The organism is Lactobacillus acetotolerans DSM 20749 = JCM 3825, assembly GCF_001436775.1.
Classification (GTDB): Bacteria; Bacillota; Bacilli; order Lactobacillales; family Lactobacillaceae; genus Lactobacillus; species Lactobacillus acetotolerans.
Map to the genome: position 1 here is coordinate 1 of NZ_AYZC01000021.1, position 21,137 is coordinate 21,137.

At 36.0% G+C, this 21,137-nt stretch carries 22 protein-coding genes, 1 pseudogene and 1 riboswitch; of the genes and pseudogenes, 14 read left to right on the top strand and 9 right to left on the bottom strand.

Annotation, left to right across the window (positions count from 1 at the left end; genetic code table 11):
* Window positions 1-92: 92 nt before the first annotated feature.
* The 3 genes from FC77_RS04310 to FC77_RS04320 form a co-directional block, all read right to left on the bottom strand.
* Window positions 93-731 (bottom strand): NAD(P)H-binding protein, encoded by a 639-nt coding sequence (locus FC77_RS04310; protein ID WP_054681758.1) that lies wholly within the window; start codon window positions 729-731, stop codon window positions 93-95.
* Window positions 732-794: 63 nt separating this feature from the next.
* Window positions 795-1,451, bottom strand: a complete 657-nt coding sequence (locus FC77_RS04315) for an alpha/beta fold hydrolase (protein ID WP_056970277.1) — start codon at window positions 1,449-1,451, stop codon at window positions 795-797.
* A complete protein-coding gene (locus tag FC77_RS04320) occupies window positions 1,435-2,295 on the bottom strand; it encodes a glycosyltransferase family A protein (RefSeq protein ID WP_056970278.1) in 861 nt (286 codons plus the stop codon). Before FC77_RS04320 ends, FC77_RS04315 begins: the two co-directional genes overlap by 17 nt.
* 163 nt (window positions 2,296-2,458) lie before the next feature.
* Between FC77_RS04320 and FC77_RS04325 the strand changes: the two genes are divergently transcribed.
* On the top strand, window positions 2,459-3,424 hold the full coding sequence (locus tag FC77_RS04325; RefSeq protein WP_056970279.1) for a DUF1002 domain-containing protein: 966 nt from the start codon (window positions 2,459-2,461) through the stop codon (window positions 3,422-3,424).
* A 1-nt stretch (window position 3,425) separates the two neighbouring features.
* On the opposite strand, the gene FC77_RS04330 is transcribed toward FC77_RS04325, so the two are convergent.
* The gene (locus tag FC77_RS04330) at window positions 3,426-4,205 is read right to left on the bottom strand and encodes a ribonuclease H family protein (protein ID WP_056970280.1); all 780 of its coding nucleotides are present in this window, start codon (window positions 4,203-4,205) and stop codon (window positions 3,426-3,428) included.
* A gap of 71 nt (window positions 4,206-4,276) precedes the next feature.
* Here FC77_RS04330 and FC77_RS04335 point away from each other — a divergent pair, with 71 nt between their 5' ends.
* The 4 genes and pseudogenes from FC77_RS04335 to FC77_RS04350 all read left to right on the top strand — a co-directional run bounded on the left by FC77_RS04335 (window position 4,277) and on the right by FC77_RS04350 (window position 8,997).
* On the top strand, window positions 4,277-5,209 hold the full coding sequence (locus FC77_RS04335; protein ID WP_056970281.1) for an alpha/beta hydrolase: 933 nt from the start codon (window positions 4,277-4,279) through the stop codon (window positions 5,207-5,209).
* Between the two features lie 15 nt (window positions 5,210-5,224).
* Window positions 5,225-5,944, top strand: coding sequence for a zinc metallopeptidase (locus FC77_RS04340; protein ID WP_056970282.1), 720 nt, complete (start codon window positions 5,225-5,227; stop codon window positions 5,942-5,944).
* Between the two features lie 20 nt (window positions 5,945-5,964).
* Window positions 5,965-7,422, top strand: a complete 1,458-nt coding sequence (gene cls / locus FC77_RS04345) for a cardiolipin synthase (RefSeq protein WP_056970283.1) — start codon at window positions 5,965-5,967, stop codon at window positions 7,420-7,422.
* Window positions 7,423-7,785: 363 nt separating this feature from the next.
* Window positions 7,786-8,997, top strand: a pseudogene (locus tag FC77_RS04350) (DUF2252 domain-containing protein).
* Window positions 8,998-9,126: 129 nt separating this feature from the next.
* Here the strand turns inward: FC77_RS04350 and FC77_RS04355 are convergent.
* Window positions 9,127-9,612, bottom strand: a complete 486-nt coding sequence (locus tag FC77_RS04355; RefSeq protein ID WP_056970284.1) for a hypothetical protein — start codon at window positions 9,610-9,612, stop codon at window positions 9,127-9,129.
* A gap of 90 nt (window positions 9,613-9,702) precedes the next feature.
* Here FC77_RS04355 and FC77_RS04360 point away from each other — a divergent pair, with 90 nt between their 5' ends.
* The 3 genes from FC77_RS04360 to FC77_RS04370 are packed head-to-tail and all read left to right on the top strand — an operon-like array spanning window position 9,703 to window position 11,690.
* Window positions 9,703-10,407 (top strand): NAD-dependent protein deacylase, encoded by a 705-nt coding sequence (locus tag FC77_RS04360; protein ID WP_056970285.1) that lies wholly within the window; start codon window positions 9,703-9,705, stop codon window positions 10,405-10,407.
* A complete protein-coding gene (locus tag FC77_RS04365) occupies window positions 10,379-10,927 on the top strand; it encodes a methylated-DNA--[protein]-cysteine S-methyltransferase (RefSeq protein WP_056970286.1) in 549 nt (182 codons plus the stop codon). Before FC77_RS04360 ends, FC77_RS04365 begins: the two co-directional genes overlap by 29 nt.
* Window positions 10,914-11,690 (top strand): TerC family protein, encoded by a 777-nt coding sequence (locus FC77_RS04370; RefSeq protein ID WP_056970287.1) that lies wholly within the window; start codon window positions 10,914-10,916, stop codon window positions 11,688-11,690. Before FC77_RS04365 ends, FC77_RS04370 begins: the two co-directional genes overlap by 14 nt.
* On the opposite strand, the gene FC77_RS04375 is transcribed toward FC77_RS04370, so the two are convergent.
* Window positions 11,685-12,044, bottom strand: coding sequence for a DUF488 domain-containing protein (locus FC77_RS04375; RefSeq protein WP_056970288.1), 360 nt, complete (start codon window positions 12,042-12,044; stop codon window positions 11,685-11,687). The two genes, FC77_RS04370 and FC77_RS04375, sit on opposite strands and share 6 nt — an antisense overlap.
* Window positions 12,045-12,104: 60 nt before the next feature.
* Between FC77_RS04375 and FC77_RS04380 the strand changes: the two genes are divergently transcribed.
* The 4 genes from FC77_RS04380 (at window position 12,105) to FC77_RS04395 (ending at window position 16,523) form a co-directional block, all read left to right on the top strand.
* Window positions 12,105-12,737: a DNA-3-methyladenine glycosylase gene (locus FC77_RS04380; protein WP_056970289.1), complete on the top strand. Its 633-nt coding sequence runs from the start codon at window positions 12,105-12,107 to the stop codon at window positions 12,735-12,737.
* A gap of 47 nt (window positions 12,738-12,784) precedes the next feature.
* Window positions 12,785-12,963, top strand: a riboswitch (Lysine riboswitch).
* A 107-nt stretch (window positions 12,964-13,070) separates the two neighbouring features.
* Window positions 13,071-14,696: an ABC transporter substrate-binding protein/permease gene (locus FC77_RS04385; protein ID WP_056970290.1), complete on the top strand. Its 1,626-nt coding sequence runs from the start codon at window positions 13,071-13,073 to the stop codon at window positions 14,694-14,696.
* Window positions 14,696-15,451 carry an amino acid ABC transporter ATP-binding protein gene (locus FC77_RS04390; protein ID WP_056970291.1) on the top strand — a complete coding sequence of 252 codons (756 nt, stop codon included), beginning with the start codon at window positions 14,696-14,698 and terminating at the stop codon, window positions 15,449-15,451. The genes FC77_RS04385 and FC77_RS04390 overlap by 1 nt, the downstream gene beginning before the upstream one ends.
* A 112-nt stretch (window positions 15,452-15,563) precedes the next feature.
* Window positions 15,564-16,523, top strand: coding sequence for a DUF805 domain-containing protein (locus FC77_RS04395; RefSeq protein WP_056970292.1), 960 nt, complete (start codon window positions 15,564-15,566; stop codon window positions 16,521-16,523).
* Window positions 16,524-16,678: 155 nt separating this feature from the next.
* Here the strand turns inward: FC77_RS04395 and FC77_RS04400 are convergent, their stop codons facing one another.
* From FC77_RS04400 to FC77_RS04405, 3 genes are all read right to left on the bottom strand, one after another.
* Entirely contained in the window at window positions 16,679-17,596 is a 918-nt protein-coding gene (locus tag FC77_RS04400; RefSeq protein WP_056970293.1) for an HNH endonuclease, read from the bottom strand.
* A gap of 118 nt (window positions 17,597-17,714) precedes the next feature.
* Entirely contained in the window at window positions 17,715-17,855 is a 141-nt protein-coding gene (locus FC77_RS08150) for a hypothetical protein (protein WP_151443536.1), read from the bottom strand.
* 104 nt (window positions 17,856-17,959) lie between these two features.
* Window positions 17,960-19,723, bottom strand: a complete 1,764-nt coding sequence (locus FC77_RS04405; RefSeq protein WP_056970294.1) for a glycerophosphoryl diester phosphodiesterase membrane domain-containing protein — start codon at window positions 19,721-19,723, stop codon at window positions 17,960-17,962.
* Window positions 19,724-19,810: 87 nt separating this feature from the next.
* Here FC77_RS04405 and FC77_RS04410 point away from each other — a divergent pair, with 87 nt between their 5' ends.
* Both FC77_RS04410 and FC77_RS04415 read left to right on the top strand, forming a co-directional pair.
* Window positions 19,811-20,392 (top strand): YdeI/OmpD-associated family protein, encoded by a 582-nt coding sequence (locus tag FC77_RS04410; protein ID WP_056970295.1) that lies wholly within the window; start codon window positions 19,811-19,813, stop codon window positions 20,390-20,392.
* Between the two features lie 79 nt (window positions 20,393-20,471).
* Window positions 20,472-21,128, top strand: a complete 657-nt coding sequence (locus tag FC77_RS04415) for a 5-oxoproline transporter, DUF969 family subunit (RefSeq protein ID WP_054681767.1) — start codon at window positions 20,472-20,474, stop codon at window positions 21,126-21,128.
* Window positions 21,129-21,137 lie beyond the last annotated feature (9 nt).

The window sequence follows — 21,137 nt, forward strand, 5'->3', positions numbered from 1 at the left end:
AAATGATTCGGTTCATAAAGCTAAACTTTCGTCAATGTCTTAACTTAATGACATTGGCTAGATATCTAGCTTCTTTTTTAAAATCGTATATTTTAATACCAACTAGGCTTGTCACCCTCACTGCCCGGTTTACCTAAACCAATTGATTCATCAATGGCTTCTTTAGGATTCTTAATTAAATGATAAATATAGGCAGCAACTGATTTACGTGACACCTCAGTATCGGTAATGGGTTGACCCTTCTTAGATTTTTCATAGTCAACTTCGTTTTTATCGGTCATCCAAGTTGGACGAATGATCGTATAGTCAAGACCTGAATCTTCAATTCGTTTTGCTGCTTTAGCATAGTCAGTGATGTAATCACCTAATTGGGACTTATTCCATTCGCCGAATTTGCCAGGAACTTCGTCATAAATACCTAAAGTTGAAATCCAGATTAAACGTTTAACTTTATCATTATGCATGGCTTCAACTACCGCTTCAGCTTCAAGGTCAATATCCTTTGCTCCGCCTAAATTAGCGTAAACAACGTCTTGCCCCTTGATTGCTTTTTCAAGTTGGGCCTCATCAGTAGCGTCACCTTCAAAAATTTTAGCTTGGTCTTTCTTATCAGCCATCCGATCAGCGTTACGTAAAAACAATGAAGTCTCTACATCTTTATCGGCTAGCAAAAATTTCTCTGTAATTTGGGCAACTTTACCGTGTGCACCAAGTACAACTACTTTGACCATAAAATTTCTCCTTTTATCAAATTATTTCTTACACCCATTTTAGCGCAAAAATCTAATTTTTTGTTACTTAAAAAAGTCTTCCATTAAATCAAGCAGTTTCAAGCTCTTAACAGCATAACTATTATGCGTTTGCCGCGGCATTAAGACTAAACGTGCATCAGGAATTATTTGACTATACCAGCGAACATGTTCAATTTTAACCCAATCTTTTTCACCAACTACACAAAGCATTGGGATAACAATCCGCTTCAAACCATCTTCTGACATGAAGGATTCGGTCAATTCAACCCGGCTATCACGATCAAGCCGCAAAAAACGCAACATACCTTCCGTTAAATAATGATATGACCTAATTCCTGCACCATTAACAAAGACCCCAGCTACCATTAATTTTTTAAAAATGTGTTGCTTTTGACTTGCTAACATCATGGCAACCAAGCCACCAGCATCAAAGCCAAAACAGTAGCAGCCCTCAATTCCTAACTGTTTAATAAATGCAGAAACATCTTCAACTTCAGTTTGGTAGTGTTCAGCACTATCACCTTCACTTAATCCATGACCACGCATATCAAGCACATAAACCGTGTAATACAAAGAAAGTGGTGAAACGATCTTGTCAAACATCCCACCATCCAAGTGGTGACCATGAAGTAAAAGTAACGGTGTACCTTTACCTAATTTATAGTAATAAAGCTGAACGCCATTAACCTTTTCTCTCATTATTGTTTCCCTCATCAACACTAATTAATTTTTGGCTGGAACGATTTGCCTTTTGTTTATGCTCATTCCATAAACTACGAAAAATAATTTTCCATACAATGTAATTGGCTTTAAAGTTGTCTGGCACCATCTTTAAGTTAAAATGGTGCACCATGCTATCCTCGCGTTGCCAATAATGGTAGAGTGGGACACTGTTACAATAAAAACCAGAGGTTAAAGAAAGATACTTAACATTAAAAATTTGATCTTCCATAAACGCTAATTTTTTAACAAATTGTAAATGATATTTGCGTACCACCGAAGTTTTGTAACCCTTGTTCCAGGTATAACCCTTAACCGGTGAAATAAAAATTTTATTCATAAACAAAGAACCCAAAAAGTTAACGATTAAGCGGTAAGTTTTCTTCTTGGACAGCATAGCATGGATAACTTTTTTGGTTGCCGGAATGGAATGCTTACTATGCTCACGATCAATCCAAAAGCCGCAAGAAACCATTGCAGCATTGGGATGAGTGTGAAAAGCACGCACAAAATAAGATGTGTAACCAGGATCTACCCAGTCATCCCCATCATGAAATGTAAAGTATGGTGTTTCTACGTTTGCCATGCCAACATTGCGTGCATCTGACAAACCACCATTAGGCTTATTAATAATTCGAAAGTAACGAAATTTATCACGATACTTTTCGGCTATTCTTTCAGTTTTATCTTTAGAGCCATCATTAACGATCAATAATTTAAAATTAGGATCTGTCTGATCAGCCAAATGATCTAAGGCCCTACTTAAATATTTTTCAACGTTGTAAACCGGCATAATAACGGTTAATTCAGGTTGCTCTAGCATAGCATCCCCCCTTACATTGCTTTTATTATAACATCTATTGAAATTTAAAAGGTGGACCAAGCCATTAAGTGTTTAATAAATACGGTTTGGCAAACTTTTGATTTGACTTTGTATGATATATTTTTAGTATAATATGGGCATTAAAAAGGAGTTAATAATTTCTATGAAAAAAACAATAACATTTCTAACTGCTGTCTTAGCAGTTACACTCTCTTTATTTTCAATTAATCTAGAAAGTAAAAATGCCAAGGCAGATGAGCTTCCCGTCGTAACCTTAGGATCTTCCCTAGATTATAAGCAAAAATCAGGCACATTAAAAACTTTAACAGATCCGTTAAACGGGGCAAGCTACCAAACAATTACTATTACTGGTTCAGACTTGGTTAAATATCTCAACCCATCGGGGGATAATTTCACTACTTCTTCAGGAGTTTGGTCTAGCGCCATGATTCAAAAGACCAGTAGCGGTAGCGGAATCAATGTCCATATCTTAGATTATAACGGCAAAAATAATATCACAAGCATTACCGCCAACCAATATAAAAATGCGGCGTTAACGGCCGGCATTTCTGACGCCAACATCTACGTTACAAGTGCTACGCCCATTGATGGTTCTGGTGCTTTAGCAGGTGTTTATGCTGCCTACTCTAAAGATGGCCAAGCACTAAATCAGAAACAGGTTAACGCGGCTCAAGATGAAATGGGAACCTTAAGCGGTATTACCAAGCAAAATGAAGATAAGAATGGCTACAGTGACGCCCAATTAAATAATGCTGTTGCCGGTGCTAAAAAAGATATGGCCAAAATTGGTAATAATGTTTCTAACAGCCAGATTCGTGATATTGTCAATAACCAAATTAATATTAATCACCTAGGTAATACCATTAACAATAACCAAAAGAACCAGATCATTAATGTTCTAGTTGAAGTTCGTGACTCTGGAGCCCTTAAGAAAGGTAATTTCAGGGATCAAGCTGCTGCCTTATCTGCAGGCATTCAGAAACACTCTAAAAGTATTTTTGACAAAATAAATACACCTGAAAACCGCAACTGGTTTGAGCAAATATGGAACAGTATAACTGAATTCTTTGGTCACCTATTTGGTGGTGCAATTATTTTAGGGAAATAAGCTACATATTATCCATAAAAATATTTAGTGTGTGATCAACAAATTCATTACCGTGATTATTAGCGTGGCCCTTCGTCCATTCAAATTTGCTATCAGAAAAATGCGCAAGTAATTTATCTAATTCCTGCCATTCCTCTTTATTAGCAAGTGCGCCCTTTGAACGTTTCCAGCCACGCTTTTTCCATGCCTGCAGCCATCCTTTATTGATGGCATCTAAAACATACTTTGAATCTAATACAAAAAGCAGGTGTTTTTCATTAAAGCCCAGCTCAAGCAGTTTTTTTAAAGCCTCAATTAAAGCGATTTGTTCCATTTTATTATTGGTTGCACCAAATTCACCATTTGAATCATGTATTTCCTGATCATCCCATTTAATTAGGTAGGCCCACGCCGCTTTATCAGTTGCTTTAACGTGACCACCCCGATAATTACCGGTATTGCGTGTTCCACCATCCGTATAAGTTACGGCAAAGAAGTCTTTAGGATTACTATTTTTTATCTTTCTATTTACGTGTTCCTTTCTAACAGGTTTGTTTGCCGGTTTAGAAATATGTTTACTTTCATTTTTAATTTTCTCGATGGCACTTTGTAAAGTATCTTCACCTTTTTTAAGAACTTTGCCTTGCGTTTGTGCATTCCAATTCAAATAATTAGTGGCATCCGTAATTTTTTTAAACGATTTATACTCCGCACTGGAAAATCCATCAACTTGTTTTTTGGCCTCATCCCAAGTTCGGTAAATACCTGGTGTACGGCCCTTTTTTACTGCATAAAATTTCATATATACCTCGATCACTAAAAACAACAGTCAATGTTAAAATATAGTTATCTCTAATTTTAAGGTGGTGTAGCATGTTCTTCAATACTAAAAAATATAAAGAGGAAGCAGAAAAAAATCGGAAACATAATCTTTCTGAAGAGCCAAGTATGTTTAATATGATTTCATTAGCAATCTTAGCAACTTTTGCTCCCACACGTATTTTTCTCAGAATGCACAAAAAACATATTGAAAATAAAGCAACTACTGAAGAAAAAAGTGGTAATTTTGAACAAATTCCCGTCATTTATCTCCATGGTTTTCGTGGTGGTGACTACACCACCGCTGTGATGGTTAAACAGGCATGTAAAGATAAGGGAAATGACAAATATTTAAAGGTTATCGCCGATTTACTAGGAAACTTTAAACTTGAGGGAACCTGGACCGGAGACAAAAATCCCATTGTACAGGTTGTTTTCCGACAACGAATTATTGGAATTTATGGCATTGACTACTATCTTAGCTTTGTCTTACCATTTTTAGCCAAACGATATCATTTTACCCGTTATAATGCCGTTGCCCATTCACTGGCCTGTCCCTGTGTCGTCCGCACAGAAATGAAAAATTATCGCAACAAAAATTTCCCCCACCTTAAAACCTGCTCTTTTATCGCGGGGCCCTTTGACGGAGTTACCTACTTAGGAGACATTCCCAACGTAAATATTCTTACTAAAAAGGGGCGGCCCAGCGTTATTAACCCGCATTACTTTTACTTCTTATTTAGGCGCAAACGATTCAATCCTAATATTTCAGTTTTAAATATTTATGGTAATATTTTGGATAACACTAATACGGATAAATTTATTTCCGTCATTTCTGCTAAGAGCATCCGTTATATTTTGGCACCTAACGCACACTCCTACCACGAAGTTGAAGTTCGCGGAAAAAAGTACGCGGAACATAGCTGGATGCACGACAATCCATTTGTTATTAATATCGTTGATAAATTTATTGGCTTAAAAAAATAAAAAGGAGCATTTTCTATGTATTTTTTATTTGCCTACCTTTTACCCTTACTTTATGACCCCTATTTCTGGACAATTTTAATTGCAATTGCCATCAGTAGCTGGGCATCAATGAATGTTAACTCTACTTTTCGCCGCTACGGAAACGTAGAAAATCATAATGGAATAACTGGAACCGAAGCGGCCCAAATAATTATGTCCAGTGTTGGCATTAATGACGTCACAATCCAACCAATAGCTGGTTCTTTAACCGATAACTATAATCCGCAAAACAAAACTCTGAACTTATCCGAGCCAGTTTACAATTCAACATCAGTTGCTGCAGTCGGCGTAGCTGCCCACGAAGTTGGTCACGCAATTCAGGATAAAGTTAAATACATGCCGATGTCCCTTAGAACAGCACTAGTACCAATCGTTAACCTTGGTTCTAATTTAGCAATGCCCTTAATTTTATTAGGAATAATCTTCGGCTTAAACCAAACTTTAATTAGAATTGGTATTATCTGTTTTGCAACGGTTTTAGTTTTTCAATTGGCCACTTTACCGGTTGAATTTAATGCTTCTTCTAGAGCCTTAAAGCAGTTACGAGTAACAGGCATCTTAAATGAAGATGAATTACCGATGGGACGCAAAGTTTTGCGCGCTGCTGCTTTAACTTATGTAGCAGCTGTTCTTTCATCCTTTCTGCAATTATTTCATTTATTACTGCTCTTTGGGAACAACAACCGAAACAATTAAACTAAGTTAGGAGGGATTTTGTGGTCTGGCTTCGAGATATAATACGAATAATTCTTATCGCCAATACAATTTTAGCCTTCTACATTGTCTTTCACAGACGACGTTCAGTTTCTACAACTTGGGCATGGCTAATTATCTTATTAGTCCTACCAGTTATTGGCATTATCCTCTATGCTTTTTTTGGGCGAGGAATTTCACAAGAAAATATTTTTGCAATTAACAAACAGCGGCACATTGGTTTACGTAACGTTCAAAAGACAATTACCAAAGCACCTAAAAAAGTTAGTCCAGCAAACACTTCAAATAAAGCTAAAATGGCCGTTCGCTTCTTTAACCGCAATGGCGAGTCCCCTTTAAGTAAAAATAATCAGGTCAAACTTTATAATGATGGTAAAGAAATGTTTCGCGACATGATTAAGGATATTAAGCAGGCCAAAGAAACAATCAACGTCGAATTTTACACTTTTTATAATGATAATATCGGTAATAAAGTACTTCATTTATTAATGAAGAAGGCCAAGCAAGGCGTCCAGGTACGAGTTCTTTACGATGCTTGGGGATCATTAGGGGCAACCAACTCATGGTTTAACCAATTGCGTGACGTTGGCGGGCAAGTCCTGCCCTTCGTTACCTCTCGAAATGTAATTACCAGATACAGAATTAACTACCACCTACACAGAAAAATAGTTGTAGTAGATGGTAAAATCTCTTGGACTGGTGGTTTCAATATCGGTGACCAATATTTAGGAAGAAAAAAGAAATTTGGTTATTGGCGTGATACACAGGTTCGAATCGTAGGATCAGCTTCATTACTATTGCAGGAACGGTTTGTAATGGATTGGAACGCTTCAATTCAAAACAACGACCAGATTATCACTTATAATTCACTCTTTTTTCCCGATTTTAATGAAAGTGAAATTCAACCCGGAGACATGGCCATACAGATTGTTTCTGATGGCCCGGATCGGTACGAAGCATATATGCGCAATGGTGTAATGCGGTTAATGTTATTAGCTAAAAAAAGATTATGGATTCAAACCCCATACCTTATTCCTGACGATGCCATGTTTGCGGCATGGGAAACAATTGCAATGTCTGGGGTTGACGTTCGCATCATGATCCCATGTATGCCAGATCACCCCTTCATTTACCGTGCAACTCAATGGTATGCAAATGAATTATCTCGGTATGGAGTAAAAATTTATTCTTACAATAAAGGATTTCTCCATTCTAAAACAATTATTGTTGACCACAGCTATTCTTCCGTTGGTTCGATGAACCAAGATTACCGCTCTTATGACCTTAACTTTGAGGATATTGCGGTATTTTACGACAAAGAATTTAACCGTAAACTAGCCGCTGCTTTTAAAAATGATATGAAAGATTCGACCCTCCTCACTAAAGAAATAATTGAAAAGCAGGGCCGTTGGCTTAAGACATTACAAAGTTTTTCCAGAATGCTTTCACCAATTTTATAATAATGTATCGCGCCTATAGAGACGCTTTTTTATTTTAATAATTTATTACTTTATTTACAGAACGCAGGTTTGTATAACACTAAAACAAGTGCTATATTGAAAATGATCTAAAGATCATATATTAACTTGCCTTAATGATTTTTTAAGGTAGAAAGAAGCAATAAAATGGCCGATAAATTGAACAAAATTAAAAAATTTGTATTGAGAAAATTTACCATTGATAAACTGAAACTCAATGAAGACAAGAATCAATTGATTGCCGCTGGTGAAGGCAAAGCACATGAAATTCCCGTTTCAAATATAACTAAATTTAAGCCTGGTAACCGTGATGTGATCAAGATGATCAATTCTGAAGAAGACAAAATGATCCCAGAATTAATTCCGCTTCGGCACAAGAGAATGATGAAAAATACCTTTTCTTTCTTCCGTGGTACTGCTAGTGTTATGGGTTACGATCTGCTCCATGAAAGGCAAAGCCAGATTCCAGTCATGATTTGTGGTGATGCACACATCAACAATTTCGGCTTTTTCGCCTCTCCTGAAAGACAGCTTTTATTTGGTCTAAATGACTTTGATGAAACAAGAGTTGGCAACTGGGAAGTTGACTTAAAGCGCCTGCTAGTCAGCGTTCAATTATCTGGTGAACTCAATGGTTATAAAGAAAAGAACATTAAGAAAATCTTAAAGGGAACGGTAGCCGCTTACCGTGCAGGAATTAAATATTCTAACAGCCTGAAAGTAATGAACCGTTTCTACCTTTCATACAATATTGATGATCTGCTTGACCTAGTTAGCAACGACGACAAGCAAATGAAGAAATTGTTAAAGAAAATTGCTAAAAAGGCCCCAAAGAACAATTCTAATAAGGTAGTCAAAAAATTTACTTCTAAGGGCGATGACGGTGAAATTGTCTTTACCGAAAATCCACCCCGCGCCAGAAGAATACCCAATAAACTATATACAGACTTCATTAAAGCCATTCCGCAATACCTGCGCAGCGTGAGTTAAGACGTTCAAGTATTATTGAGTAACTCCAGGGTCTCAGATATTATTCGTTACAGTGTTGGTGTCGGCAGCTTTGGTACCCGTTGTTACCTAGTTTTACTAACAGCCAAAGACAACAGTCATCTGGTCTTACAAATCAAAGAAGCACTTCCATCTAGGTTTGACTTAACCACTATGACAAGAATGGATGCTCAGAAACAGGTACCTGAAGAAGGTAAGCGAATCATAACCGGTCAAAGGATTTTGCAAACTTTTAGTGATCCATTCTTAGGTAGCATGAATGTTGGTGATCGCAGCTTTTACGTTCGGCAATTTAGAGACATGAAAGATTCTGTCAAAGTTAACAAGCTCAATAAGAATAGCTTCAATGCCTATACCCACATGTGTGCCTTTATTCTTGCCGTTGCCCACTTTCAAAGTCCTACTGCAGCAATGATTTATGGCTATATTGCTGAAAGCAAAAAATTTGATAAGCACTTTACTGATTGGGCAACTGCTTATAGCAAACAGGTACATAAAGATTATGCAACTTTCAAGAATTATCTTAAAAGTGGGGTCGACAAAAACTAATTAAAGAATTAAAAGAGTAAAACTTTTTCTGGTGAGTCAGGTCAGTAATGATCTGACTTATTTTTTGCAAGAAAAAATGCTAGCTAACCATTTCATTAAATGATTAGCTAACACAAAGGAAACTAATTTTTACATTAAATTCTGAATTTCGATTTTAATATTATGGTGAACATGCTTCTTTAAAATAGCCACTATTTGACTGATTCCACACGCAAAACGTAAATAATATTGTTTATTCTTATTAGTTTTAAGCAAGCAGACAACCGATTCTTTTTTAGGATTAGGAACGTTGATCAGAGTTACCATATTGATTTCTGAATAACGAATAGTGCGTTTAAAGTATCCAGAGACAACCGCCCTTTTGGGTGCAAAACCAGTAAAACCATCGATAATACTTACCAGTAAGAACAATGCCAAAAAGATATTGATACCCGGATCGCCCTTTTCAATATAATTCCACACAAAGCCTAACCAAATGAAAATAATGGCCCAAACAATTGAAGAAAGACGATATTTCCCCTTTAAATCAATGTTAGCTTGCCAAAACCAGCTGTAACAAGCATAAGCGAATAATAAAACATCGATAATAATATAAAAAACTGATAAATTCGCCATAGAAATCCCTCTTAATATTTGTTCTTTTTTCATTATAACAGAGAGCTGATTTATAATTTACTTAAAGCAGTTTTTAGAAAGGAAAAAATAATGACTGATTCTAAACAAATTACGGCATTAAAAGAAGATATTAAAAATGCAAAACACGTTGTTTTCTTGACAGGAGCTGGTGTTTCAACCCACTCTGGTATTCCGGACTACCGTTCAAAAAACGGTATTTATAATGGGGTGTCTGAAAGTCCAGAAACTATCCTAAGCGAAGATACACTTTTTAACCGACCAGATTTCTTCTACAAGTTTGTAATGAATAATATGTACTTCCCACATGCCAAGCCTAACCTAATTCACCAAAAAATTACTGAAATTTGCAATGAAAAAGGTTCTTTAATCACCCAAAATGTTGATGGTTTAGATAAAAAATCTGGCAACAAAGACGTGACTGAATTTCACGGCAGTCTATACAATATTTACTGCACTAAGTGTCACAAGCCCGTTTCTTATGAAGAATACGCTAAAAGCTACCGGCATGAGAATTGTGGTGGTATTATTCGCCCAGGTATTGTTCTTTATGGTGAGGCCATTAATCCTGAAAATCTATCTAAATCTGTTAATGCCATGCAAAATTCTGACTTGGTAATTATTTCCGGAACAAGTTTCATTGTTTATCCTTTTGCACAATTATTAGCTTATCGTCAAGCTGGTGCCAAAGTTTGGGCAATTAACAAGACAGAAATCCCAGCAGCAGGCATTAATTCAATCATCGGTGATGCACTTGACGTCTTCAAACAACTATAACGATAATACAAACACACTTTATTATGATAATGTAATTATTCGAAAAAATAATTACTGTTTAGCAGCCAGTAAAAACAGTTTGGCTTATGTGGGAAAAGAAAATTGTGCAAAGCTATCTTTACGTACTTTTTATCCTAATAGCACCTTAATACGGAATCCGCAGGTCCTTGTTCCCTATATTCAAGAATTAAAGGAATATTTTGCGGGCACAAGAAAGAATTTTACTTTACCCATAGAAATTAACAAAGTGTGTAGTCCTTTTCAGCAGCAAGTACTGGAAAAGGTTGCCCAAATTCCTTATGGGAAAACGGTTAGCTACGGAAAAATTACTGCGGCAATCAATAATCCAGGTGCCATTCGTGCTGTAGCCCACGCTGTCGCTTTAAACCCCGTATTATTTTTTATCCCTTGCCACCGCGTTATTTTAAATAATGGTAAAGTAGGCAAGTATCGTTTAGGTACGAAAGTAAAAGCACGTTTAATTAACTTAGAAAAGAGTTACTCACATGACAATTCTTAAGATGTACGCACCCTTCTTCGATATAAACAATTGGTTACACGTTCTAACCAGCGGCAAAGATTGGATGATCATCTTAACTTTAATCTTAATGGAGTGTCTCTTATCCGTTGATAATGCCGTTGTGCTTGCCGCACAAACGAAAGTTTTACCAGACAAATCCCAACAGCGTAAATCCTTATTTTATGGTCTTTGGGGTGCCTACCTTTTCCGTTTTATCGTTATCGGAATCGGTACCTACCTAATTAACTTTTGGGAAATAAAATTAGCGGGCAGTATTTATCTTTTCTACCTTGCTTTTAAATTTTTCTATAACCAGCGTCATCCCCAAGAAAGCACAGATAAAGAAAAGAAGAAAGCAGTAACTCATAAACATAAAAAGAAGAGAAAGTATATACTTTCTCTTTTTTGGCGGACCGTTATATCCATTGAAGCAATGGACATTGTCTTTTCGATCGATTCTGTTTTAGCCTCCCTTGCCGTTTCAAATAATCCAGTTATCGTCTTAATCGGCGGAATGATCGGCATTCTCTGTATGCGCGGGGTGGCAGAAATTATTATCAAGCTGATGGACATAATTCCAGAATTACAACCAATGGCTTATGTCCTAATTGCAATTATTGCCCTCAAACTTTTTCTATCATTACCACCGTTAAATTACGAATTACCCAATACGGTATTTGCAATCATCGTATTTACGATTTTAGGAGTAACCATTATTTTCCACTTTTTACGTGTTAAAAAACATGGTCATAAAAAGTTATAATTTACTTTCAACATATTCCTTAAGCACAACTGCTTGATTATGTTTTGTGTTTTTGGCACCGAATAGGAATAAAACATCCTGCTTTTTTAATTGTTCTTTTACCGTTTTAATAAAAGTTGGGGTAAAGTCATTCTGCTCAAGTTCAGCAATATATTTCTTTTTAAACTCAGAAAATTTTTCATCTTCATGATTAAACCACTTACGTAGTTCTGTACTTGGGCCCATTTGCTTATCCCATTCGTCAAGCTTAGCATTAACCTTACTCATACCACGCGGCCATAAACGATCAACTAAAATTCTGTAACCGCTTGGTTGCTCGTGTTCATATATTCTAACTAATTTAATTTCAGACATATTTTTCACTTACCTTTTTCTTTTTAGTTTACCACGCAAAGGGAAAATAGAAAGGATCAAATGAATTATTCAAGTTATTTTACCAACCGTTCTACCGAAGCAATCACCCAAGATTTAATTGGACGAATGCTTACCTTTAACGATGGAACACAAAAATTAGGTGGCTACATTGTCGAAGCAGAAGCATATATGGGCAAAGAGGACAGAGCAGCTCACTCATACGGCGGTCGGCGCAGTCAAGCAAATGAAGGATTATACCGGGCTGGTGGCACAATTTACATCTATGCCCAACGACAATACTTTTTCTTCGATGTGGCAACCCAAGAAGAAAACGAACCACAAGGTGTCTTAATTAGAGCAATTGAGCCTACTTTAGGTCTAGATACAATGAAAAAGAACCGCAATGGTAAAGACGGTGTCTTGCTTACCAATGGGCCCGCTAAAATGATGCAGGCTTTTGGCATTCATAGCCGAAAATGGGATCTGCATCCCCTTGCCAACTCTCCTTTTGCAATTGACCTTGACGATAAAAGCAAAAGAATCCCTAAAAAAATAGTTGCAAGCAAACGAATTGGTATTAACCAACTAGATCCCGAATGGTCAAATAAACCCCTTCGTTATTATGTTGCCGGTAATCCTTATGTTTCTAACATGAAAAAACGGAACTATGATAAAAAAAGTGGTTGGACTTGACAAAATTTTGTTTTTACTTTATTCTTTTCATAAGTTAAATATATTTCCAATGCAATAGAGGTTGCGGCAATTACAAAGTTAATAGGAGCACACGGATGTGATGATAATTAACCATAAGAATTGCCGTCGAAATAGATTTGCTTTTCGTGAAGCCAATCTGTTGGGATGCAGAAAAAGATTCTGCAGACTGTCCTGGTTATCGTTTCCAGGGGGCGCTATATGATTTTGTTTAAATACTAATGATTATGCCTCGTTGTTTTAGTTAACAACGGGGATTTTTATTTACGCTTATTGTATTGGCTTTATTTGAAAAATATTTTTGGAGGTATTTCAATGAAGTCAAGGTTTAAATGGGTTACTGCTATAATTGCGGTGCTAGTTAGTCTAATTATTGGATTTAACTTTAATAATCAGCAGACACTCGCCGCTAAAAAAGATCCCAACGTATTAAAAATTGGGATGGAAGCCAATTATCCGCCATACAACTGGACTCAAACCAATAATGCTAATGGTGCAATCCCAATTGAGGGTTCACATACTTATGCCAATGGTTATGACGTAAAGATCGCTAATATTATTGGCAAAAGGTTAGGCCGTAAAGTTGTTGTTGTTAAGACCGAATGGGATGGCCTTCTTCCCGCATTAACTAGTGGCAAAATTGATCTAATCATTGCTGGCATGAGTCCAACAGCCCAGCGTAGAAAAGCAATTAACTTCTCTAAACCTTATAGACAAGGTACGTTTGTTGTCCTTACCAAAAATAGCAGCAAGTATGCTAATGCTAAAACTTTAAATGATTTTAAGGGAGCTAAGTTAACCGCCCAACAAGGTACGGTTCACTACGAACTAATCAAGCAGTTGAAGGGGGCTCACCGTGAACCAGCTATGCGCGATTTCGCAGCCATGCGCCAAAGCCTGATTTCAGGGACGATTGATGGTTATGTAGCCGAAAACACAGAGGCTGAATCATTAAAAATGGTTTACCCCAATGCCAAAGCAATCACTATCAGTAAAATGCCTGGTTTCCATGTTTCCAAAGATGAGTCAACTACTTCTATCGGGATTGATAAGAAAAATAAACAATTATTAAATGACGTTAATAAAATCTTAGCCACAATTCCCAATAACAAAAGAAATAAGTTGATGTCCCAGGCTGTAAGGCAGCAACCAAACAGTGGCAACAGTACAAGTAAAGGTGCTAAAAAAGAAAACTGGATTGTTTCAACTGTCAAGCAATACGGCGGCATGATTATTGGTGGGGTTGGCATGACCCTTCTCTTAGCATTAGTTGGTACAATCATTGGTTTCATAATCGGACTGCTTGTAAGTATCGTTCGAACCATTCCCACACCATCTACTCGTTATAAGAACTGGTTGCTTAACTTCATTAAATGGCTTCTTTCAGTCTACGTTGAAATCTTCCGTGGTACCCCAATGATGGTCCAAGCTGCCGCTATCTACTACGGTATCGCCCAGTTTTGGCACATTAATTTAAACAGGACAGTCGCTGCCCTTTTCATTGTTTCAATTAACACTGGTGCCTACTTAGCTGAAGTTATCCGTGGCGGTATTACTTCTACTCCAGAAGGGCAATTTGAAGCTGCAAGCGCCTTAGGGATGACCCATACACAAAGCATGTGGCATATCATTTTGCCGCAAGCAATTAAGAACTGTTTACCATCAATTACAAATGAATTCATTGTCAATATCAAGGATACTTCAGTCTTAAGTATCATTTCCGTTTCTGAATTATTCTTCGTTGGTTCAACCATTGCTAGTCAGACCTTCCAATTCTTCCCAACTTATTTAATGATTTCAGTAATTTACTTAGTACTAACCTTCACGGTCACTGAGATTTTCAACTTTATCGAAAAGAAATTGATCGGGGATAAGAATTATAATTTGAACACTAACCAAATCCAGGTTAGCACTGCTAAAGATGCGGGGGCAAACAACTAATGTCTGAAGCAAAAGAACAAATATTAAATTTAAAACATTTAAAAAAATCCTATGGTAACCATCAAGTTTTACGCGATATCTCTTTTAACGTCAATAAGGGTGAAATTGTAACGATCATCGGGCCGTCTGGAGGCGGTAAATCAACTACCCTTCGCTGTATAAACTTGCTTGAAGAACCGACTGGTGGAGAAATTGATTTTCACGGTAAAAACATTTTAGCACCCAATTTCAACCGCAATATTTATCGGGCTAAGGTGGGAATGGTTTTTCAACAGTTCAACTTATTTGAAAATAAAAATGTGTTAGAGAATTGCATGGTAGGACAAGAATTAGTCCTCAAACGTTCTAAAAAGGAAGCACACGATATTGCGCTAACAAATCTTAAAACCGTTGGAATGGGAGCCTATATTAACGCCAAGCCACAACAACTATCCGGTGGACAACAACAACGAGTGGCTATTGCTAGGACAGTCTCAATGAATCCAGAAGTTCTTCTATTCGATGAACCAACGAGTGCCTTAGATCCAGAAATGGTTGGTGACGTTCTAGATGCTATGAAAAAGCTTGCCAAGGCGGGATTTACGATGATTATGGTTACCCACGAGATGGCCTTTGCACGGGACATCTCTGATGAGATCCTTTTCATTAATGATGGAGTAATTGCAGAAAAAGGTGCTCCTGAACAAATTTTTAACCATCCTAAGGAAAAGGTAACGCAAAAATTTCTACACAATTTCAAAAGAAATGAACTGTAAAATTTATATAGCGATCATAAAAAAGAATAATTCCTTTAAGCACTAGCTTTGGGAATTATTTTTTTGCTAGAATCATATGTATAAGAGATAATATACAGGACTGGAGGAGAAAATGAAAAAACCTTATTATTTTATTCGTCCCTATGAAGATGGTCCGATGGGCAAACCACCGGTACAAGATTTCGGACAAATTTTAAACGAAACATATATGAAGCCGTTTAATTGGAAGGGCAGAACGACCCGTAAATCATTCTGGCTCAGTTTTCTAACTAACCTAATTTTAACAATTATAGCTTCTGCACTAGTTACTTATGCTGTCAATGATCCAATTCTAAATGCAGGAATTAAGTGGATTGATTACGTAGTAGTTGCAATAATTCTTATTTGGACTTTTTTAGCATCTTTAGGACAAACCGTTCGCCGTTTGCACGATGTAAATTATAGTGGTTATTGGTATTGGAGTAACTTAATACCTGTTGGCGCCTGGTTTATTTTTTACTTGACACTACAACCATCAAAGCAAAGTCCTGTGAAGTGGGGAACTTATTTATTCCTCGATGATGATCAAAAAGAAGGCAATTTATATTACCAACAAAAATACAATGCTAATGCAGACGTTGATGACACACCGGTACCTCCTATTGGTCAAGTTTTAAAGGAACACTTCTTTGAACCATTTAAATGGAGCGCTCGTTCAACCAGAACTTCCTTCTGGATTGGAACAGCCGTTAACTACGTCATTTACTTTGGTATTATGCTTATATTTTATGTTGGTTTATTCATTGCATTTCTTGGACACCTAAGATATGAACTCAGCGGTTATTCTAATACTGCTCTAATTATCATTTTAGGTATAATTGGCGTTATCATACTTGCGGTCGCAATCTGGTTAGCCTTAGCACAGATCGGGCACACTGTTCGGCGTTTACATGATGCTAATTTATCAGGTGGCTGGTACTGGCTTATTCTAATTCCATATGTTGGCGCAGTCTTATTAAATCTCTTACTCTTCCACCCTTCTGTTAAAGAACCGGTTAAGTGGGGATCATATTTATTTGATACCAAAAAATAATTTATAATATTTAAAAAGTCGGAGCTTTTTTTGCTCTGACTTTTTTAGTACAATCTTTTCATAATTTGAACATGAGCTTTAAAAAAAACGCCATTTTTTTAAAACTCAATCGTACATTTAATATCAAATTTAAAAAAATAGCACTTTTTTTAATTCTAAATAATATCGTTTCTCTTATTTTCTTGATTAAGTTTCCACTCCGTGGTGAAATAATTTTCTCGTAATTTGCGCAAGGCACCATAATCACTCTGCAGACTATCAATTGCGTCCTGCAATTTCTTATTCTGTTTACGAATAGCATTAAGTTCAGGATCATTAACCACGCCTTTAAGATGTGCCTTAGCTGCAAGTTCACGACGCTTCTGTTCAAACTCTTCTTTTAAAGTGGATAATGTATTCTCATATTTAACCAATTTTTTATTAATATTGGGAATTTGATCATTTAAATGCTTAAATAATTTAAATGGCATATTAGATTTAATTCGATTACATTCACTACAAGATAGAATCAAATTATCGAAGTCATTATTATGTGAAAGTGAAACCGGATCCTTATGATCTACACTATGACCGCGCCGTCCACAATACTGACAACGATAATGATATTTAGCACGCACCCGTTCGCGATCAATAAAATCAACTTCATTTAACTGAAAATTAACGTCGAGACCCATATTTTTTAAGTTTTCGGAGAAATCAAGATTTTGACTAGGCAAAAAATTAATCGTCCCATCTTCACTAGCAATTACAGCGGTATTAAAATCAGCTCGTTTTAATTGTTGTTCAGCAAGTTCATTGCCGTCATAATCTTGAATAAAAGATTCATACTCTTTTCTTTTTTGTTTGGTAGCAACTAAAAAATTTAAATTATTATCCTTACCATCTTTGCCAACGAAAGAATAAAGTAGTGCTTTAGCAAAAATCTCTACTGTTTGATTAGGAAAATCTTCTGCTTTGCGCCCACGCTGTAAACAAATATCACAAATACTGGTTAATTTAGGATTCATAAGTCCTGCTTGTTTAAAATGTAAAGATTCCATGCGTAATCCACATGAACTACATTGAAATTTCACTTATTCTTCCTCCATAAATAAAACAGATCACATAATAAATCTAATTTAGCACAAATTGACAACAAAAAAAGCAGGCTGCCTAAGCAACCCGCAATTTTTATTTATTATTGAAAACAAACTACTTTTTTTCGTCTGCTTTGGCCTTATTCAAGAATGATACAACGGCAGCTACGTGAGCAACACGCTTCTTACCATTTTTCTTGTTCTTAGGTCTGTGGTTGGGTTGACAACCAGTGTTGTAGTTTTCTCCTGTACGCATAATATTATACTTCCTTTCAGATTTTCGAAAATCTATTTTAGTTTACCATGTAAAGCCCCGCTAATCAAGGGATAGTAATGACTAGACCCTCTTTTTTATTATTTTCAAACAGGCATTGTCATAATATAATTTAACAAATAATTTGCATAACTTAAATTATGCTCATATTGCCTAACTGCTACCTTGGCTTCTTCTAGATTATTGGTAATTAAACCATCAACATGATCGTAAAGCATTTTCTTCATAACATTCGGATTATCAACCGTCCACACGTAAACCGCCTTCTTCTGCTTATGTGCCTGCCTAATAAAATCAGGATTCAAAGTTGAATATTCCATCGAATAGCCATCCGCAAGGCTTGTTGGGTAGATAAAATTATAGGGCTGAATATAAAAAACTGGTAACTCAGGATTAATTTTATGCAGTTTCGTTATTACCTGATAATTTATTGAGTGAATCTGGTAGTTCCTATTCAAAATTATTTTGCCGTACTTTCGATTAAAATCTTCCAGCATTTGCTTTGAATCAGCCGGTGTAGTTTTAATTTCAATTAATAGCCTTTGCTTGTCCTTTTTTGCTACATCTAAATAATGATCAAAGCTTACAATCTTCGCCCTATGCCCATTCTCATAAGCCATTAAACTAGTTAACTTCTTTAAGGTCAGTTGGCTTGGTTTCTTGTTTATTCCAGTTAACTTGCTTAAATTTGCGTCATGCAAAACCACAAACTTTTTATCCTTAGTTTCATGTAAATCCATTTCAACTAAATCAGGTTTGCTTTTAACAGTGTCCTTTAAAGCCGGAATTGTATTTTGGACACCATTATTCCCATTAACACCGCGATGAGAAATAATTAATGGTTGCTTTGTTTCAGTATTATCCAAATACCAGCTATTATTCTTAATTAATCCAAATGATGAAATTAGAAATAGAATAGTTACCCAGAGAATCCAATTACTCCGTCTGTGTTTTTTACTATACTTTTTTTGCTTCAACTTTAATGGCTTAACTAAAATGCCCGCACATACCCACATAAACCAGGCTAAAGTTAATGCACTAACCACTTGAATTAGGAATAAATTAATATTAGCCATTATAAAAGAAAATTGCCCGGGAAATACATCCCAAAGAAGTTGCAGTAAATAGCATCCAAAATAAAAAATGACTAACAAAATAGTTGAAAGCAATAAAAGCAAAAGAATTTTGGAGATTGTTTTCCAGTACCCACCCCTTTTAGTCATTTGCCAGCTTTCTGCAAGTGCTGCTTTAAATTTTTCTTGTTTAAGAATCATTTTGGGTAAAGTAAAGATTAAACGGGCACCCACGATAATAATAAGAAGGTAGAACAGCAGCAAAATCCCGCCAAGAATTATTTTGCGAGTCATGTAATCCCAAATAAATTCTCCCATTTGAATTTTAGATAAGAGCGGCGTCCTAAAGATAACTTCCGCAACTGGAATTACCAAAAATGTATACAGCAAAACTAATAACACTGCGGAAAAATTCCTTGGTTTAACTGCTTGCTGAACTTCTTTTAAAAATTTTTTCAAAGAACAAGCAGCTCGTATACTGTTAATTCCAATTAGAAGAATGGCAAATTCTAGATAAATCAACCACATGTAAAAAAGCACTTCAATAACTAAAGCAATACACACAAATGGATGGTGCGTAATAATAGTGTCTATAAATTGAAGAGAAGAAAATGGCACTGAAATAACTTGAAACAAATAAGTATTTAAAAAGCGGGAAAATGGTATTAATAGGTATTGGTTAAAAAAATCAAGGCACAAGAATAAAAATAAATACTGCCAAAAATGTTTTTTAAATCCGGTTGAATATTTTTTAATATCTTCTATCGCTGTCTTCATTTTTATCTCCTTATTATCCCTTAATCTACCATTATTATAAAAAAGCCATAAATTATTGTTACCATAGATGCGAAAGGAATAGCAAATTTGCAAGTAGATTATATTGTACAAGTAAGAAATTGGAAAGAACTACACCACTGGTTAAGTCAAAATTGTCATTCTGCTAAGCATTGCTGGGTTTTAACAACCAGAAGCCGGAAAAGAAATACGCTAAAAAACACGTTGGACTATTTGGATACCGTTGAAATGGCACTTTGCTTTGGCTGGATTGACAGCACATTCAAAAAAATTTCTTCTAGTCAATTTGCACAGCGATTATCACCAAGGAGAAAAAATAGCCAGTGGTCTGAGCTTAACAAAGAACGAGTCCGCCGCCTGGAAAAATTGGGTTTGATGACTGATGCAGGTAGAAAAGATTTACCAAATATGGATCCAGATGAATTTAAAATTGATGCGGATATCAAAAAAGATATTAAAGCTGACGCTGATATATTAAAAAATTTTGAATCTTTTCCCGAATTATATAAGCGCGTGCGTATCGATACTATTCAAATTAAACGAAACCGGCCACAATTATTTCAAAAACGTTTAAGCAGGTTTTTAAAAAATACCAAAGAAGGAAAAATGTACGGCCGCTGGAACGATCAAGGGCGTCTGCTAAACTACTAAAAGATTAAAAAGATCTAATAATATTTAAACCCATGCTATACTTAACTGTATTAGATACAGTAAAGGAGAGAAAGATTATTTGGAATATTTAAAATTAATTGGGATCGTTATCATTATTCTCGGATTCGCTTTCCATTTAGATACGATCGCTGTAGTTGTAGCCGCTATCGTAGCCACAGGGTTAGTTTCAGGCATGTCATTTATGCAGTTATTAACACTTATAGGTAAGAGTTTTATGGATAATAGAATGGTATCCATCTTCTTCTTAACTTTGCCGATGATCGGTGTCGTTCAAAGTCATGGCTTAAAAGAAGCTGCCGTGAGCATTGTTAATAAAATTAAGAAGTTATCACCTGGCAAGATTTTCAACTTGTATTTACTCATTCGTGAAGTTACCTGTGCATTAGGTATATCACTACAAGGACAAGTTCAATTTATTGCACCACTTATTAACCCAATGGCACAAGCAGCCGCAAGTGTTAAAAAGCCTTTAACTAAGAAGCAAACTGACTTAATCAAAGCCCGTGCCGCCGCCAATGATAATTTTGGTAACTTCTTTTCACAAAATATATTTATTGCCGCAAGCGGGACATTGCTAATGTCTAGTACCATGGAGTCATTGGGACACTCTGCCACACCAATCAACATTGTGCTCTATTCAATTCCATCGGCCGTAATTGTTTACATCATTGTTTATTTCTACAATAGGCAGTTTGATAAACAATTTGATTTATAGAAGAAGGGA